The 16,195-nt window shown below is 62.6% G+C and carries 17 protein-coding genes and 1 tRNA gene; 16 read left to right on the top strand and 2 right to left on the bottom strand.

What is annotated here, in order from left to right:
- The 4 genes from Q0030_RS39930 to Q0030_RS39945 form a co-directional block, all read left to right on the top strand.
- The coding region (locus tag Q0030_RS39930; protein WP_298380461.1) for a TRAP transporter small permease at positions 1-379 on the top strand (379 nt) is incomplete at its 5' end.
- Positions 379-1,662, top strand: a complete 1,284-nt coding sequence (locus Q0030_RS39935) for a TRAP transporter large permease subunit (RefSeq protein ID WP_298380464.1) — start codon at positions 379-381, stop codon at positions 1,660-1,662. The genes Q0030_RS39930 and Q0030_RS39935, both read left to right, overlap by 1 nt.
- Before the next feature lie 216 nt (positions 1,663-1,878).
- Positions 1,879-2,460, top strand: coding sequence for a Spy/CpxP family protein refolding chaperone (locus tag Q0030_RS39940; RefSeq protein WP_298380465.1), 582 nt, complete (start codon positions 1,879-1,881; stop codon positions 2,458-2,460).
- A 165-nt stretch (positions 2,461-2,625) separates the two neighbouring features.
- Positions 2,626-2,701, top strand: a tRNA-Lys gene (locus tag Q0030_RS39945).
- Positions 2,702-2,913: 212 nt separating this feature from the next.
- Here the strand turns inward: Q0030_RS39945 and Q0030_RS39950 are convergent.
- On the bottom strand, positions 2,914-4,440 hold the full coding sequence (locus tag Q0030_RS39950; protein WP_298380468.1) for a hypothetical protein: 1,527 nt from the start codon (positions 4,438-4,440) through the stop codon (positions 2,914-2,916).
- Between the two features lie 59 nt (positions 4,441-4,499).
- Positions 4,500-4,754, bottom strand: a complete 255-nt coding sequence (locus tag Q0030_RS39955; RefSeq protein ID WP_298380470.1) for a hypothetical protein — start codon at positions 4,752-4,754, stop codon at positions 4,500-4,502.
- Positions 4,755-4,946: 192 nt separating this feature from the next.
- On the opposite strand from Q0030_RS39955, the gene Q0030_RS39960 reads away from it, so the two are divergent.
- The 12 genes from Q0030_RS39960 to Q0030_RS40015 form a co-directional block, all read left to right on the top strand.
- Entirely contained in the window at positions 4,947-5,255 is a 309-nt protein-coding gene (locus Q0030_RS39960; RefSeq protein ID WP_298380473.1) for a hypothetical protein, read from the top strand.
- A gap of 132 nt (positions 5,256-5,387) precedes the next feature.
- Positions 5,388-5,579: a hypothetical protein gene (locus Q0030_RS39965; protein WP_298380475.1), complete on the top strand. Its 192-nt coding sequence runs from the start codon at positions 5,388-5,390 to the stop codon at positions 5,577-5,579.
- A 372-nt stretch (positions 5,580-5,951) separates the two neighbouring features.
- Positions 5,952-7,145, top strand: a complete 1,194-nt coding sequence (locus Q0030_RS39970; protein ID WP_298380477.1) for a DUF932 domain-containing protein — start codon at positions 5,952-5,954, stop codon at positions 7,143-7,145.
- A 174-nt stretch (positions 7,146-7,319) separates the two neighbouring features.
- Positions 7,320-9,455 (top strand): ParB/RepB/Spo0J family partition protein, encoded by a 2,136-nt coding sequence (locus Q0030_RS39975; RefSeq protein WP_298380495.1) that lies wholly within the window; start codon positions 7,320-7,322, stop codon positions 9,453-9,455.
- A 106-nt stretch (positions 9,456-9,561) separates the two neighbouring features.
- Positions 9,562-10,038, top strand: coding sequence for a DUF6878 family protein (locus Q0030_RS39980; protein WP_298380479.1), 477 nt, complete (start codon positions 9,562-9,564; stop codon positions 10,036-10,038).
- Between the two features lie 11 nt (positions 10,039-10,049).
- The gene (locus Q0030_RS39985; protein ID WP_298380481.1) at positions 10,050-10,424 is read left to right on the top strand and encodes a hypothetical protein; all 375 of its coding nucleotides are present in this window, start codon (positions 10,050-10,052) and stop codon (positions 10,422-10,424) included.
- Positions 10,425-10,426: 2 nt separating this feature from the next.
- Positions 10,427-10,621 carry a hypothetical protein gene (locus tag Q0030_RS39990; RefSeq protein WP_298380483.1) on the top strand — a complete coding sequence of 65 codons (195 nt, stop codon included), beginning with the start codon at positions 10,427-10,429 and terminating at the stop codon, positions 10,619-10,621.
- A gap of 96 nt (positions 10,622-10,717) precedes the next feature.
- Positions 10,718-11,233 (top strand): hypothetical protein, encoded by a 516-nt coding sequence (locus Q0030_RS39995; protein ID WP_298380485.1) that lies wholly within the window; start codon positions 10,718-10,720, stop codon positions 11,231-11,233.
- A 291-nt stretch (positions 11,234-11,524) separates the two neighbouring features.
- The gene (locus tag Q0030_RS40000; RefSeq protein WP_298380487.1) at positions 11,525-11,833 is read left to right on the top strand and encodes a DUF4326 domain-containing protein; all 309 of its coding nucleotides are present in this window, start codon (positions 11,525-11,527) and stop codon (positions 11,831-11,833) included.
- A gap of 90 nt (positions 11,834-11,923) precedes the next feature.
- A complete protein-coding gene (locus tag Q0030_RS40005) occupies positions 11,924-12,295 on the top strand; it encodes a hypothetical protein (protein WP_298380489.1) in 372 nt (123 codons plus the stop codon).
- Entirely contained in the window at positions 12,288-12,707 is a 420-nt protein-coding gene (locus tag Q0030_RS40010) for a hypothetical protein (RefSeq protein ID WP_298380491.1), read from the top strand. Before Q0030_RS40005 ends, Q0030_RS40010 begins: the two co-directional genes overlap by 8 nt.
- A gap of 167 nt (positions 12,708-12,874) precedes the next feature.
- The coding region (locus Q0030_RS40015) for a strawberry notch-like NTP hydrolase domain-containing protein (RefSeq protein WP_298380493.1) at positions 12,875-16,195 on the top strand (3,321 nt) is incomplete at its 3' end.

The raw sequence follows: 16,195 nt of genomic DNA on the forward strand, positions 1-16,195 counted from the left end.
GTTCGGCGCCGCCTATGGCGTGCGCACCGGCATCCATGTCGGCGTCGACGTGCTGATCAACCGCCTCAATGATTTCTGGCGCAAGCGCACGATCACTTTCGGCCTGCTCGGCGGCGCGCTGTTCACCGCGATCGTCGGCACCATGGGCGCCAAGTTCGTGTTCGAGCTGATGCACACCGACCAGGTCTCGCCGGACATGGAGATCCCGAGCTGGATCGTCTATGCCTGCATCCCGCTCGGCTCCTATCTGATGTGCTTCCGCTTCCTGCAGGTGTGCTGGACCTACTGGAAGACCGGCGAACTGCCGCACCATGACGCCTCCCATGTCGATGGCGTCGAGACCAGCAAGACCGCGCCCGTCGCGCTCGGAGAAGCGTGATGAGCGCCGCACTTATCTTCGGACTGCTGTTTGCCCTGATGCTGACGGGCATGCCGATCTCGATTTCGCTCGGCCTGACCGTGCTCACCTTCCTGTTCACCATGACCGAGGTGCCGATCGAGAGCGTCGGCCTGAAGCTGTTTTCGGGCCTCGACAATTTCGGCATCATGGCGATCCCGTTCTTCATCCTGGCCGGCACGTTCCTGACCCGCGGCGGCGTCGCGAGGCGGATGATCGCGTTCACCACCTCGCTGGTCGGGCATCTGCCTGGCGGCCTTGGGCTCGCCGGTGTCGCGGCGTGTGCGATGTTCGCGGCGATCTCGGGCTCGAGCGTCGCCACCGTGGTCGCGATCGGCTCGATCATGATGCCGGCGATGGTCGATCACGGCTATCCGAAGCGGTTCGGCGTCGGTGTGATCTCGACCTCGGGCGCGCTCGGCATCCTGGTGCCGCCCTCGATCATCCTGGTGCTCTACGGCGTCTCCACCAACACCTCGATCGGCGCGCTGTTCATGGCCGGCATCGTGCCGGGCGTGCTGCTCGCGCTGATGCTGGCCGCGGTGACCTTCTTCGTGGCGCAGCGCAACGGCTATCCGAAGATGCCGCGCGCGACCATCGGCCAGCAGTTCACCGCGTTCCGCGAAAGCATCTGGGGCCTGTCGCTGATCGCGATCGTGCTCGGCGGCATCTATGGCGGCATCTTCACGCCGACCGAAGCAGCCGCAGTCGCCGCCACCTACGCCTTCTTCATCACCGTGTTCGTCTACAAGGAGCTAAAACTCTCCGAGGTGCCGAAGGTGCTGCTGCAGGCGGCGAGCATGAGCTCGATGCTGCTCTACATCATCACCAACGCGGTGCTGTTCTCGTTCCTGATGACGCATGAACAGATCCCGCAGGAGATGGCGGCCTGGATCATCGACAAGAACTTTTCGGTCTGGATGTTCCTGCTCGTGGTCAACGTCATCCTGCTGCTCGCCGGCAACGTGATGGACCCGTCGTCGATCCTCCTGATCATGGCGCCGATCCTGTTTCCGCTGGCGACCAAGCTCGGCGTGCATCCGGTGCATCTCGGCATCCTGATGATCGTCAACACCGAGGTCGGGCTGTGCCATCCGCCGGTTGGGCTCAATCTCTACATCGCGAGCAGCATCGCCAAGATGGGCATCAGCGAGATCACGGTCTCGGTCCTGCCGTGGCTGTGCGCGATGCTGGTGTTCCTCGGCCTGATCACCTACGTGCCGGAGATCTCGCTGTGGCTGCCGCGGTTGTTGGGAATGATCTAGCCAGCGCATGATCCGGAAAAGTGTGAAGCGGTATTCCGACAAGATCATGCGCAAAGCAAACAGACAAGAAACCAAAGCGCGACCTCGCGCTTTGGATGTTTCTGACGGGCAATGAAGCGGATTACATCTTCGCAAGAAAGGTCTCTCTGTCCAATCCGTAAGTTGAAGGCGAGGGGCGGCGGCATCATCTTCAAGCAACCTTCAAAGGAGGTTCGGATGAAGAAAGTTCTGCTCGCCGGCATCGCGGCGCTCACGATTGCCGGTTCGACCGCGGTCTATGCCCAGCATCGCCCGTGGTTCCATGGCCAGACGCAGATGAGCCCCGAGGATCGGGCTGCCTTCCTCGACGCGCGCATTGCCGCGGTGCACGCCGGGCTGAAGCTGACCGCCGATCAGGAGAAGCTGTGGCCGCCGGTTGAAGCCGCGGTGCGCGACTTCGCCAAGATGCGGCTCGATCGCGCCAATGCGCGGATGGCCGCGGAGAAGACCGATACGGACAAGGCCGCGATGCCGGATGATCCGGTCGCGCGTCTGCGCGAGCGCGCCGACAACATGGCCGCAACCGCGACGTCGCTGAAGAAGATCGCCGATGCCGCCGATCCGCTCTACAAGACGCTCGACGACAGCCAGAAGCGGCGGCTGACCATGCTCACCCACATGGAAGGGCGCGGCTTCGGCGCCGAGGGCTGGCGCCGCCATCGCCTCGAGCGCGGCATGGACCGCTGGGAGCATGGCGGCCGCGACCATCATTTCGACCGCGATGACGGTCCGGATCAGGAGCGCTCCGGCCGGCTCTGAGAGCCAGCCGCCGGCATCCTCGCCAAGCCTATGAAAGGCCGCCGGAATCCGGCGGCCTTTCGGCTGTCAGAAAGTCGGGAAAAGTTGCGCCAGCTTGCTGGACATCGCGGAATCGCTTTGCTAAACGACGGCCTCTCTTGCGAGGGTCATTTCCGGACAAGTTCCGGGCGCATAGCTCAGTTGGTAGAGCAGCTGACTCTTAATCAGCGGGTCCCAGGTTCGAGCCCTGGTGCGCCCACCAAACAAAGACCTTCGCTTTCAACAAGTTAGATGAGAAGGGGCCGAGAACAAAAGGGGTCTCGTGCGACGCTTTTTGTGGTCGTACGTCGCACGCCGTGCGACGAGTTGATGATGTTCTGTGAATATTTTCAGTGGAACCCGGTTCGCAAAGCCGTCAAAAAGAAACGAAAATCGCCGGCGGATTCGTCGTCGGAGACGAAGCCTTGAAGGCGGTCAACCTTTCATACCTTCCTTGCGCACCTGCAATTCGAGCCGGTCGATGCCAGCATCGGCGCGATCGACATTGCGGGCACGGTAATGCTTCACGATGGTTTGCGCGCTTCGGTATGAGTGCCCGGTGATGTCGCAGATCGTCAGCAGATCGCAGCCGGCACGGTCGAGTAGCATGACGCAAGTATCGCGCAGGTCTTGATCGTGCTTCTGGTCAAGTTCGCCGGCACCATTGACGAACATCAGCGATTGACACGGCTTCAGCCGCCATGCTGCTTCATCGCCGTTGCTGTCGCGCGTCGCCTGCGTATCCAGCCATTCAGCCAGCGCGCGAGCGCGTTGATCGACTGCGCGGGCACGTCGCGCCTTGTTGTCTTCATCGAGTGGGAAATTCGCAAATAGGCTGTCGACGGATCTGATCAGTTCGGCGGTCAGTCGCTCCGCCCGGACGATCGCCTGCCGCGCGCTATCGCGTGCGAGAAAGCCGAACACGGCGACGGCACGCGCGGTCGACACCCAATGCCGATAGGTGCTCTCATCGTAAGGCTCGCCGTTGTCCTCGTTGACGACGAGTTCGACCGGCACCTTCTCAAGCTGGAGCCGCAGCTTGAGTGCCTTCACCCGCGCGCGCGCCGTATTCAGGCGTGTAGTTAGCTGTGGTGCCTCTTTGATGTCGACAAGTTCGCCAGTCTTGCTCTGCCGGAACGCGTGTCGTCCCTCGACATCACTTTCGTTGCGCATCATCAAGCGGTCTGTCTGGCGTTGACCTGTGAACAGTGCGAGATAGAAACTGTCGCCGATCGACGAGCGTTCGATTGCATCGGTTGCGGCAACCCATGCGGAAAATTCCGGCATCGCAACCAGCACGATGCGGCCGTCCGGATGATCGAACTCCATGCCCTCTCGCGGGTTGGGTCCGAGCCGCCACAGCACGCTTTCCTGGCCCCAGGTAAACGCGGCTGATAGTGTTGCGATCATCGCCAGTGCCATATGATGGCCGCGTACCGATTTCGCATAATTGTAGAAAGCTCGGAGCTCCGGCTTACCGATCGAAGATGGTGTGGCCGTCGCGATCGCCTCGAGTTCGCGCACGGGCTCGGCCACGCCGAGCAACTTCGCGGCGCGAATTTCGGCGCGCATCTTCGCAGCAGCCTCGCGCGTCTGCGGCCGGTAGAGGATAGCGGAGATGCACTTACGATAAGACGATTGCGAGGCGGCCGAAAGCGCCTTGAACTCGGCCGATTTGCTCCAGTCGTCCAAGATATCCTCAATCGTGGTGCGTTTCCGTACAGTGATTTTTTTGGGCAGTTTGCCAGCGCGTCGCGCCGCCTCAATCTCCGATCTTCTTTTGTCGGAAAAATCGGAGGCTTCCTGAAGGTTGAACCACGCGCCGACCGGACGGCCCTTTTCATCGCAGGGCGGATGGCGCAGGTCGGTATCGACAAAGCCGAGTGCCCTGGCGTAAGCACCATGTGATGAGCGCGGACGGCCGTCACGCCACTTCACGTACGGAAATTTCGGATCGGCCATAGAAAGCCTCGGTGCCGAAGTAAGAAGGCACCCATTGGAATCTAGCGCGACCTTGAATGTCAAGCGCCATGATCCCCATAGGCCGTTCTCAGCCGCTCACGATGCTCTTCATCGCTTGCTGCCGGCGGTGCAGCGAATGCGTCACCAGCGATCGTCTTCGGTCGCATAGGATGATGCCGAGTCAGCCAGGCGTCGAAGCCGGTACGTTCCCATTTAAGTGGCCCGCGTTCGCTAATCGGCGCTGGCAAGCCGTCGCGCTCATGCCGGATTTGGCGCGTGCGATAGAAAGTGTCCAGTGAGACGCCGATCGCCATCGCAACCTCGGCCGAAGAATAGGGCGGCACTATCCCCCGTGGAGGATTCGGCAGGGGCAAATGCATACGTTCGCAACGCCGCGTCACTTTTTCTCCTTTGACCGAAGTCAATGGGGAACATGGGAGCAGACAAGAACAACGGTGAAAAGCGCGCGCGCTAGACGGAGGGAATTCGGCTAATCTAGAGGACAAATGGGATGCAAGCGGCGCTGTCACGTCACGCATTCGCGCGCCGCCTTTAGTTGCACCTCGGTATCCGAGGATCAATATGGGCGTGCGATTGCGACCTATTCGGTCAACGGCACCGATCTCGGGGAACGGTTTGGCCTCGCGTTGGAGCAATATTCAAAAGAGAGGCATGCCGCTGCCGAGCGTGATGCGGATCGTTCGGGCCGCGGCATGTGGGCGGGCAGCTACGTGGAGCCATGGTTGTTCCGCGCGTGCATCAGGGCAGGCGGCACCCCGACCAACTGCTCGGATGATGCGAACGCACATCCTTGAATGCGCCTTTATGCGGCGAATCGGAGCTTCAAGAGTTAAGAGGGCTAAATCAACATCGGAGTGAGCTGGCGCGATTTGTGCGACTCGCGCTAAGCAGTTGCCATCACCTGCTCACTGCGCAAAGGGACTGAGATGGTTGCTGCTGCCCGTGAATTGCCGGCTTCAGGTTATGCGCTGGAAGTCGATGGTCGACTCAAGGCCGAATTTGCGACCAGGGACGGAGCCAAGATGGGCGCGGAAGAACTGAAGAAGCGTTTTCCCATGTTCAGAATCAGAATCTATGACGCGCAGACACGGACGCGCGAGGACGTCGAGCTAACGTGAGTCTCGCATCGGCTTGGAGGGGCAACCGCTGTGACGACACTTGTTGCTGAAGTCCTCATGCGGATGCTCGTAGGCACGCAGAATCGTATGGCTTCAGAAAAGCGCAATAGGTTCATCAACAGACCTTGCTGATCGGCAGCCCAGTGGTTTGCCGTCTCCCTGCGGGACCGGGCTGTCGGCTGGCGCTGAAACCCCGGCTTGAGCCGGGTTTTCACCCTTCGGGCTTCCATCCCTGACGGAAGATGCAGCGGGAGCGGGTTTCGTCGGCGTCGGCGATAGACGATGCAGGAGAGGAAGAGTGGAGCCGCGTTGGACATGACGGGTTGAGGGCCGGAGGAGAGTCTTCCGGCGCCCGTCATGGAGATTGCTCCCATGAATATGCAGGTTCTTGATGCCCGTCGCGACGCCAGCGGCGGTTACAGAGTGGATGTGAGTCGCGGCGAGCGCGTCGGCCGGGTGTCCTCGGAGTGGTTTTCTCGTCCGGCGGATCAGCGTTATCTGTCGCTCAACGAACTGGCCCGCACGGTGCGTGATCGCGCGGACCGCAGCCGGACGCGCGTGGTCGAAAGCGCGCTCATCCATGTGGAAGCAAACCGTGCCGACCCCGAGCGCCTAGCCCTGATGTTGCCCGGCTCGGACAAGCCGGTCGCGCCGACCCATTGGAGCTTCGGCCAGCTTGCAAGCCAGGTTGGCGCTCCGGCCGCTTACCTGCGGCAACTCCCAGCAGCACTCGCAGGCATCAACCTGCAATATGGCCTGACCGCCAATCGCGCCGAACAGATCAAAACGCTCGAGACCGAGGATAGCCGCGTAGAGCTTCGCGCCGTCACGAGCCCAGACTACGGCCGAATTTTCGACCATGAGTTGGTTGAGGCCGTGCAGCGCATCGCCGGCAATGGCACAGGCGATACGCGGTGGAAAGTGCCGGGTGTGCTCGACTGGTCGACCGGGACCTACAATCCTCGCGTTGACATCTCCAAGGATACGACGACGCTCTATGCTTCCGACAGGGACGTATTCCTCTTCCTGGTCGATGACCTGAACCCGATCGAAGCTGGTCGTCTCCGCGACGGCTCGCCCGACCTCTATTTCCGCGGCTTCTATTGCTGGAACTCGGAGGTTGGTGCGAAGACGCTCGGCATGGCGAGCTTCTATCTCCGTGCAGTCTGCCAAAATCGCAATCTGTGGGGCGTGGAAGATTTCGAGGAGATCACCATCCGCCATTCCAAATATGCGGCCTCCCGCTTTGCTCATGAGGCGGCCCCGGCGCTGCTGAACTTCGCCAACTCGTCACCCACACCCTTCGTCAATGGCATCAAGGCCGCCCGCGAGCGGATCGTGGCACGCTCCGACGAGGATCGCACCGAGTTCCTGCGTCGCCGCGGTTTCTCTAAAGCCGAGACGGGCAAGATCATCGATGCGGTGCTGATTGAAGAAGGTCGGCCGCCTGAGAGCATCTTCGATTTCGTACAGGGCATTACTGCCGTTGCCCGCGATAAGTCTCACCAGGACGTTCGCCTCGACATGGAGGCGAAAGCGAAGAAGCTCTTGGATCGCGTCGCCTGACCATCGCGAAGCCGGGGATTCCAAATTCCGTGTCTCCGGCTTTTGCTTCCTCGCGTTTCTCGGTTTGGTCTTCTCCGTGGCGCTGCCCTCTTAGAGCAAGAGGGCGGCGCTTCGCTCCTTGAACGGGTTGGAGGCCGAGAGAGGGTCTTGGCCGCTCGTTCCGGAGAAACTGATATGGCAAAGGCCGTTCAGAAGATCAAAATGTCGTCCTCCCGTGACATCCCCTTCCACAAGCTCGTGCTCTCCCAATCCAACGTCCGCCGCACCAAGGCCGGCATCTCGATCGAGGATCTTGCCGAGGACATCGCCCGCCGGAAGTTGCTGCAGAGTCTCAACGTCCGGCCCATCGTCGATGCCGACGGTCAGGAGACCGACATGTTTGAGGTGCCGGCCGGCGGCCGCCGCTATCGCGCGCTCGAATTGCTGGTGAAGCAGAAGCGCCTCGCGAAGACCGCGCCAATCCCCTGCATCGTCGGCGAAGCCGGCGGTGAGATTTCGGCGGAAGAGGACTCGCTCGCCGAGAACGTGCATCGCGTCGCGCTTCATCCCCTCGACCAGTTCCGCGCATTCCATACCCTGCGTGAGCAGAAGCGGTCGGAGGAGGATATCGCGGCAATCTTCTTCGTCTCCGTTCACGTGGTGAAGCAGCGGCTTCGGCTTGCGGCCGTCTCTCCGAAGCTGCTTGACGTCTATGCCGACGACGGCATGTCGCTCGAGCAGTTGATGGCGTTCTCCGTCACCGCAGATCACGTTCGACAGGAGCAGGTCTGGGAGAACGTCAATAAGTCGGGCTATGACGAGCCGTATCAGATCAGGCGCCTTCTGACCGAGCGTGCGGTTCGGGCCTCCGACAAGCGCGCGCGGTTTGTCGGTCTCGCGGCCTATGAGGCGGCCGGCGGCAACATCCTGCGCGATCTCTTCGAAGAGGACGGCTGCGGCTGGCTCGAGGACGTCGCTCTGCTGGAGCGTCTCGTGGCAGAGAGGCTTCGGACAGAAGCTGAGACGATCGCCACCGAAGGCTGGAAGTGGATCGAAGTCGCCCCGAGCTTCCCCTACGGTTACGATCACGGGCTGCGCCGGCTCGAAGGCGAACCGGCCGATTTCACCATGGAGGAACAGGTAAGCCTCGATGCACTCCAGGCCGAGTATACGGCGCTCCAGGAGAAATACGAGGATGCCGACGAAATACCGGATGAGGTGGACACGCGCCTCGGCGAACTCGAGCAGGCCCTCGCGGCCTTCGAGGACCGGCCGCATGTGTTCGATGCGGCCGCCATCCCGCATGCCGGCGCCTTCGTCAGCATCGATACCGATGGCACGGTGCAGGTCGCGCGCGGCTATGTCCGCCGCGAAGACGAGGGGGCGTTCGTTGCGGCAATAGCTGAGCCCAATCCTGAAGCCGCCGCGGCAGCGCCTCGCTCCGAAGATAGCGATCAACCCGCAACTCCGGTCCAAGGTAGCGTGATTACCATGACCGGGCAGGTGCCGCCGGATGAGGAGGATGATGCCATCCGGCCCTTGCCCGACCGGCTCGTCATCGAGCTCACCGCGCACCGGACGCTAGCGCTGCAGGACGCCGTTGCGGCCAACCCGCATGTCGCGATGACTACGCTTCTGCACAAACTCTGCCTCGATGGCTTCCATCGGACTTACAATCCGGGCTGTCTCGAGGCTGGCGTGCGTCATGTGCAACTTTCTATCCAGGCGCCCGAATTGAAGGAAAGTGCGTCCGCCAAGTCGATCGCTGCCCGGCACGAGGGCTGGAGAGCCGACATGCCGACCGACGAGGCCGCGTTGTGGGATTGGCTGGCTGCGCTCGACGATGCCAGTCGGCTGGCCCTGCTCGCCCATTGTGTTTCCTTCGGCGTGAACGCCCTCTTCGAGAAGGCCGATCGCCATGGCGGGTCCGGCATTACCGCCCATGGGCTGCAGCGCCGGCTTGATCAAGCCGATCGCCTCGCCCGTGCGGTTGGCCTGGACATGGTCGAAGCCGGCTGGCGTCCGACGGTCGACAACTATCTCGGCCGTGTCACCAAGGGCCGCATCCTCGATGCCGTCCGCGAGGCGAAGGGCGAATCTTCGGCTCAGCTCATCGACCATCTGAAGAAGTCGGAGATGGCAAAGGAAGCCGAGCGCCTGCTCGAGGGGGCCGGCTGGCTTCCCGAGCCGCTGCGCCTGGCCGCTCTGCCGTCAACTTCGGAGGCTTCCGAATCTGCAGCCGAGCCGCTTCCCGAATTCCTCTCAGGCGGTGACGAGGAATCGACCGACGGCGGCAAGAGCGAGCAGCCGCACGCCGTCGCGGCCGAATAGGCCATCGCTGCGGGGCGGCATCCGCCGCCCCGCAGTTCTTTACCACTTCTCCTTCATCTCTCGGCCCGGCCCTCGCGCCGGGCTTCATCGTCTTGGGAGCACCATCATGACCGGCGATACTTCAACACCCGGCTCGGGTTTCGATTCTGCCTCCTGGCTCCTGCGGGACCAGGAATTTATCAGACTATGCAAGTCCACTCTCTCCGAGAACAAGACAGCGTTGTTCGACGCGCTCGCCAGTGCGCGCATCGACACCGTGGAGGTCACATTCAACGGCTATGCCGATGAGGGGCAAATCGACGGCGCTGTCGCGGACGGAGAGGGCGATGACACGGATCTACAGAGCATCCATGTCGAGATTGCGCGGGTCGAATGCGGCAACCAGATTGTCACGCGGCAAACCCTCTCCGTGAAGGACGCGATCGAGAATCTTGTCTACGGCCTCCTCGAGCAGACCTACTCCGGATGGGAGAATAACCAGGGCGCCTACGGTGACTTTCTGTTCGACGTCGCCGAGCGAACGATCACGCTCAACTTCAATGAGCGGATCGAAACCTCCGAATACACCCAGCATGTGTTCTGAAGGAGGAAGCGATGGCACATCCCTATCACCATTCGCTCTCCTCGGTGAAGAAGTGGGGCGGGGCGGTCGACGACTATCTGGCGATCCATAACTGGTTCGACGCCAGCAAGCAGATCACGGCAGATTTCCGGCATCGCGCGCTCCGCCATCACGCCGAGGGCATCTTCATGGCCGAGACCATCTTTGGTTCGACTGTCACCTTGTCGTCCGGTCGCGTTATCCCGACGCGCTGGGTCGGTGAGCAGCACGTTATCGAGGATCTCGGATACATCCCGTCCTTCGCCGATTGGGCGAGGTGCATCCGTCCCGAACCCTGGATGAGCCGCACGCGGCGCATTTCGTGCGAGCTCGAGCCGCTGGCTTCTTCGACCGCAGAAGGAGCTTGACTATGTACGGCACGTATTTGCGCCTGAATATCACCGTGCATGATAGTTGGCGTGCCGTGGTTCGCGCGGCAGCGCGCAAGCTCACTCGGCGAGCGCTTCGCGACCCCCGGTGTCGCATAGCGCGCAAGCGATTCTACCGCGAGATGCTCGATTATCACCGCCAGGAACAAGAAATCGTTGCGACCTGGCGGCTCTGAGACGTCGTCCGTCGAGAGCCTTTGCCATCCAAGTCCCACTCGGCCCGGCGCTCGGCGCAAAGAGCGTCGGGCCATCGCATGTTCAGGAGAACGGAAATGGCTGACTACTTTACTCCCACCGTCATTCAACAGACGATTCCCGAAGCGGACGTGACGCCGCTCGAACGCCTGCTTCTGTCCCACGTCTTCGAAGCCGAGCGCGACGGAGACGGCTGGTATTTCTTTGCCGAGACGCAACCAGCCGACACGTTCATCGTCGCGCGAGCGGCACTAGAGGCCGCGCTCGCCGCGTCCCAGCTCGATCTCGATAACACCGCCAACAGCTTCGTCACGAAGGTGCTGGCAAGCTTGAAGGACGAAGAACTCCAAGATGGAAACATGGACCTTGATCTAAGCGAAACGTCCTGGGAGTTCATCGTTCAGGATATCGTCCGGCGTTCGATGACGCTCAAATACGTGTCGGCGGTATCCTCCTTCACATGCTCGCGCATGCGCGTCGACGGCTTCGGCGGCGCCGTCGTCGTGATCTCGGCCGACGCCATCCTTGGCAAGTCCACCAATGATCTTCTCCAGGAGTTCATCGAGCAGGTCGCGCCCGGAAGCGATAGCTGACCCATAGCGCGGCGGGCGAAGCGTCGTTCGCTACCGGGGCCTCCGAAGGAGCACCTTGCATCGCGTTCCGACAAACGGCGCCGGCTGCCGCACGCGCGATGCTTGTTGAGAACCCGGCACCCCTTCACGCCTCCCGACCAGCGTTGCGTTGTGTGCTGTCTGGGCGCGGCACACCGGCTGTCAACGGGCAAGCCGTTCCCGCTGCGGCGGAAGAGCCTCGCGTGACAGCCGATGCTCGACCGCGTCCCGCTGCCAGTCCGACGCAACGCGAAGGTCGGGAGACAACGGAAAATGTGCGAGGTTCTCAACAAGCATCGCGCGGGCATTCCGGCAGGCACCGTCTACATCGGACGCGGCAGCAAATGGGGCAATCCGTTCCGGATCGGCCGCGATGGCGACCGCGCAGCCGTCATCGCCAAGTACGAGCGATGGCTGGCGGACCAGCACCATCTGCTGCGCGCGCTCGATGAACTGCGCGGACGCGATCTCGTGTGCTTCTGCGCGCCGCGCGCCTGCCACGGCGATCTCTTGCTGCAGCTAGCCAACGCCACGCGCGAGGCGCGTGTCGCGTGGTGGCGCGCCGCCAAGGCTGCAGCATGAGAGCGAGAGGAGGGCCGCGACCTCGGGCGAGCCCGGCGCGCGGCGAGAGCGAGCCGCCGGGATGGTTCACCCGCTCTCGGAGTTTCCCATATGTCCAGGACACCCAAGGAGTTCGATTTTCGAAAGTCCGTCGCCTATGACGCCGAGGCCAAGCGCCTCTTCCACAGCCGTGCGAAATCCCAGCTCCGCCGTATTGCGACGGCGCTGGGTCTTGCGCCCGGTTTCTACGACCTCCGCTCCAACCAGGCCGGCATTGCCGTGTCCGGTGAAATTACCCTCCACGGCGATCGCCTCTACGTGCAGGTCTCCCAATCAGCGATGGGCTACCACAGCGGCGTTCTGTTCCGGACCTGCAAGGGCCGGAAGGACTATGTCGGCGGCCCGAACAATTTCGCATCGCTCGATTTGCTCAACAGGCCCGACGAACTCGCGCATTGGATCCGCGGGGTGTGCCATGTTTGACGTCATCTGCCGCCGCACAGCCGCCGTTGCGTCGTGGATACGCCGTCACCGCTATCGCTGCGGCGCCAAGTTCAGCCGATGGACCCGAGCCTGGCGTTATGCAACGGGGCGGCTTTCCGCGATTGAGGCGCAGCGATTGATGCTCGACTGCCGCTATCCGGCGGGCTGGCATCCGCTGCTTTTCCTCACCGTTGAGGATACGCTCGAACAGGCGCGCGAGGAGATCGCCGATCATCCCGATCTGCCGCGTCTCGTCGCGGACGGCTGCGCGCGCGTCGGCGACAAATGGGAACCCTACTTCGGCGAGCTGTTGGAAGCGCGATGCTGGGCGATCAACCTCGCCAAGAATTACGCCGTCGACGAGGGCATCACATTCGTTCTGCTCAACAATGAGCACGAGTCCAACAAGTGATCGCCGGTTCTGATAGTTCGCTTCAAGGGTCCGGCGGTGGTCGCCGGACCCTTTGTTTCTGGCTGAGATCCAGAGGGAGAGGTCGGCCGGGAAGGGTTTGAGCCGCGGCGGTGTCAGGAGAGCGCCGGGCGGTTCGGCCCTTTCCCGCTCTCCGAAAGACATCCCTCATGACCGAATCTCTCGTCGCCGGCGCCAGCGCCGCGCCGCTCTCGATGCGTGCCACCGCAGCCGTTGCATCCGCGATCGTTAGCGCTGCACGACAGCTTTTGACCGAACTCGAACAGGGACGCCGCATCGATGCCACCGTTCTGCGCAACACCATGCAGGCGGCGTTCGGCGGCTCCGATGCGACCGGGGTGTGGGACTGGAAGGCCGCCTATGACGCCTGCGAGGCGGCGACCCTCCTGTTCCTAAGGCGGCATGGCGCCGCCATGCGCGCCAAGGCGGCGTCGCCGGCGGCCATGCTGTCAATGCTGATGAGGATCGTAAGTCTCCTTCCGACCCAGACACGCCGGTCCGAGGAAAGCCAATCCCTCCAGCAGTTCTCGACGCCGATCGGATTGGCGTATGTCGCGAGCGTTGCCGCCGCGATGACGCCAGCCGATGTCGTGCTGGAGCCGTCAGCCGGCACCGGCCAACTCGCCGTCCTCGCAGAACTGGCCGGCGCCTCGCTCGTTCTCAATGAGGTCGCCGAGAGCCGCGCCGGCATTCTCGGACAGATCTTTCCTGCCGTTTCCACCACGCGATTTGACGCCGCACACATCAACGACCACCTCGATGCGCACATCGTGCCGAGCGTCGTCCTGATGAACCCGCCGTTCTCGGCAGCGGTCCATGTCGATCGCGCAATGGCGGATGCGGCATTGCGACACGTCGCCTCTGCGTTGGCCCGTCTTCCAGAAGGCGGACGCCTGGTCGCCATCACCGGCGCGAACGTAGCCCCCGACAATGCCGCCTGGACCGACTCCTTCAAGCGGCTTCAGGAACAGGGCCGAGTCGTATTCTCCGCGGCGATTGATGGCGCCCTCTATGCCAAGCGCGGCACCACCACTGACACCCGCCTGACCGTTATCGATCGCGTGCCGGCGGACGACATCGCGTCATTGCCGGCATCTGTTGGCGTCGCGCTAGACCTGCCGACTTTGCTCGACTGGGTCATGCGCTACGTGCCAGCACGTCGTCCAATTGCTGGCACGCCGACGGCGATCGTGCCAGCGATTGCCAGCCGTTCAACGCCCCGAACCGTCCGCGCCGACGTTGCCCAGCGCCAGCCCGCAACGGCGGCGCCAGCATCCGACCTCGTGGCGACGGAAGTCGCCTACGAGTCCGTCGACTGGGCGCCCACCGACGCCAGCAAGATCACCGACGCGCTCTACGAATCGTACGCATTGCAGTCGATCCGCATTCCGGGCGCCAAGGCCCATCCCACAAGGCTCGTGCAGTCGGCCGCCATGGCCTCGGTCGCGCCGCCAAAGCCATCCTATCGGCCGCATTTGCCAGCCAGGATCATAGCCGATGGCATTCTGTCGGACGCGCAGCTTGAGAGCGTCATCTATGCTGGCGAAGCGCATTCGGAGTTTCTCGCGGGTTCCTGGACGGTCGATGCGACTTTTGACGTCGTGGCGGCCGCGCGTGATGACGCTGAGAATGCCGTTCGCTTTCGCCGCGGCTGGTTCCTGGGCGACGGCACCGGCGCGGGCAAGGGACGGCAGGTCGCAGGCATCCTGCTCGACAACTGGCTCAAAGGCCGCCGTCGTGCGGTCTGGATCAGCAAGTCCGACAAGCTGATCGAGGATGCGCAGCGCGATTGGTCCGCGCTCGGGATGGAGCGGCTGCTCGTGACGCCGCTCTCCCGTTTCCGGAAGGGCACGGCAATCCGGCTTGAGGAAGGCGTCCTATTCACCACCTACGCTACGCTGCGCACCGATGAGCGCGGAGAAAAGCTTTCGCGCGTCCGGCAGATCATCGAATGGTTGGGCTCCGACTTCGACGGAGTGATCGTCTTCGACGAGAGCCACGCCATGCAGAACGCAGCAGGTGGGAAAGGCGAGCAGGGAGAACAAGCGGCCTCTCAGCAGGGGCGTGCGGGCCTGAGGCTTCAGCATGCGTTGCCGAATGCCCGCGTGGTCTACGTCTCGGCGACCGGCGCCACAACGGTGCACAATCTCGCCTATGCCCAGCGGTTGGGATTGTGGGGCGGCGACGATTTTCCATTCGCAACCCGGGCCGAGTTTGTGGAAGCGATTGAGCAAGGCGGGGTTGCGGCCATGGAGGTGCTTGCGCGCGACCTCAAGGCGCTCGGTCTCTATGCCGCGCGTTCGCTATCTTATGAGGGCGTCGAATACGAACTGCTCGAGCACCAGCTTACGCCCGAACAGGTTCGCATCTACGATGCCTATGCCGGCGCATTCAGCATCATCCATAACAATCTCGACGCGGCCATGCGCGCCGCCAATATCACCGGCGAAACTGGTACGCTGAACGCGCAGGCAAAGTCCGCGGCGCGATCTGCCTTCGAAAGCGCCAAGCAGCGCTTCTTCGGACACCTGCTGACGTCGATGAAGACGCCGTCGCTCATCCGCTCGATCGAGCGCGATCTTAATGCCGGACACGCCGCCGTTGTCCAGATCGTCTCCACAGGCGAGGCGTTGATGGAGCGGCGGCTCGCCGAGATCCCGACCGAGGAGTGGGGCGACATCCAGGTCGACATCACCCCGCGGGAATATGTCCTCGATTATCTCGCCCATTCCTTCCCGGTCCAGCTCTACGAGCCCTTTACCGACAGCGAGGGCAATCTCTCCTCCCGGCCGGTCTATCGCGACGGTCAGCCGGTCGAGAGCAGGGAAGCCGTCAGGCGCCGCGATCGTCTGATCGAGAAGCTCGCCTCGCTCCCGCCCGTGCCGGGCGCGCTCGACCAGATTGTCCAGCGGTTCGGCACGGACATGGTCGCTGAGGTCACGGGACGCTCTCGCCGCGTCATCCGTAGGGGAGGCCGCCTCATCGTTGAGAACCGTGCCGCATCGGCAAACCTCGCGGAGACTGCTGCCTTCATGGATGACGCCAAGCGCATCCTTGTCTTCAGCGATGCCGGTGGCACAGGACGTTCGTACCATGCCGAACTGTCGTCTCGGAATCGCAGGCTGCGCGTTCATTACCTGCTCGAACCCGGTTGGAAAGCGGATGCCGCCATCCAGGGCCTGGGCCGCACGAACCGTACCAACCAGGCACAACCGCCGCTGTTTCGTCCCATCGCGACAGACGTAAAAGCTGAGAAGCGCTTCCTCAGTACCATTGCTCGTCGGCTCGACACATTAGGCGCCATTACCCGAGGTCAGCGCCAGACCGGAGGGCAAGGTCTCTTCCGTCCCGAGGACAACCTCGAAAGCCATTACGGCCGTGACGCACTGCGCCAACTGTATCTGCTTCTCGTCCGCGGCAAGGTTGAAGGCTGCTCGCTTCAGGGTTTCGAGGACGCGACCGGTCTGAAG

This window comes from uncultured Bradyrhizobium sp., from assembly GCF_947648125.1.
Lineage (GTDB): Bacteria > Pseudomonadota > Alphaproteobacteria > Rhizobiales > Xanthobacteraceae > Bradyrhizobium.